This window comes from Synechococcus sp. BA-120 BA3 (assembly GCF_034931285.1).
Classification (GTDB): domain Bacteria; phylum Cyanobacteriota; class Cyanobacteriia; order PCC-6307; family Cyanobiaceae; genus Cyanobium.
In genome coordinates, this window is sequence record NZ_JAYGHZ010000203.1 from 1 (window position 1) to 960 (window position 960).

Annotated in this window: 1 protein-coding gene; it reads right to left on the reverse strand. The window is 75.5% G+C overall.

Annotated features, from left to right (window positions below):
• Window positions 1-960: SpoIID/LytB domain-containing protein (locus VB737_RS07285; protein ID WP_500312251.1), on the reverse strand; the 960-nt coding region annotated here is incomplete at both ends.

The window sequence follows — 960 nt, forward strand, 5'->3', positions numbered from 1 at the left end:
GGGGCGGGGGTGGGGTGGAGGGTGGGGGGGGGTGCCGGAGGACGGACGGAGAGGAACAGGGGAGCCCTGGTCCGCGGGTTGGGAGGTTGGTAAGAGACAGGGCCTGGAAGGGGGCGGGGCCGTCGGGGAAGGGGTTCAGGTAGGGGACCGGTGGTCCGTTCCAGGCCTCCTGGAAGGCGGCGCTGATGCCGCCGTTGCTGGCGTGGTACACGGCGTGGATCGGCCCATCGGCACCCATCAGCACGGCCAGCCGGGTGGCGGCGATGGCCTGGCGCACGGCAGCGCCGGCGTCGCGCGGGTCGCTGTACACCTGGCACTGGGTGTCGGCGCAGAGGTGGTAGCCATCCGCCGCGAAGCGGTGCTGGTTGCGCACCGCCCAGGTGCGGGCCAGCACCGCCTGGGCTTCCAGGGCCGCCGCCGGCACCCCGGCCCCGATCTCATGGGGCACCACCCCCTCCAGGTAACGCTCCAGGGGGACCTGCTCCACCAGGCTCCAGCCGCCGTGGGCGTCGCTCAGCAGCTGGAAGGGGCCGGCATAAACCCCCCGGTCCCAGAGCAGGCCAGCGGGGGCCTCGATCCGGATCGGCCCGGCCAGGGGCACCACCCCCTGGGCCCGGCGCAGCTCCAGGCCGACCCTCCCGCTGACCATCCGCGCGTAGCCCTGCAGCCGCAGCCCCTCGGGCAGAGACGCGGGATCGGGGGCTCCGGCCGGCGCCCACACCTCCCACTCGCGGGGCCGGGCGATCACGGCCGCCACCCCCACCGAACGCCAGAGCCCGGCCGCCTGCTCGGCGCTCTCGAAACTGGCGAACGGACCCAGCACCCGGCGCCGCAGCATCACGGGCCCGGGCAGCGCCTCCCGGCGCCAGTGCAGCACCAGGGAGGGGGCCTGGAAGCGCTGGCCGTTGGCGTCGATCAGGGTGAGCATCCCGCCGTTGCCGCGCAGGCGCAGGGGCGGGG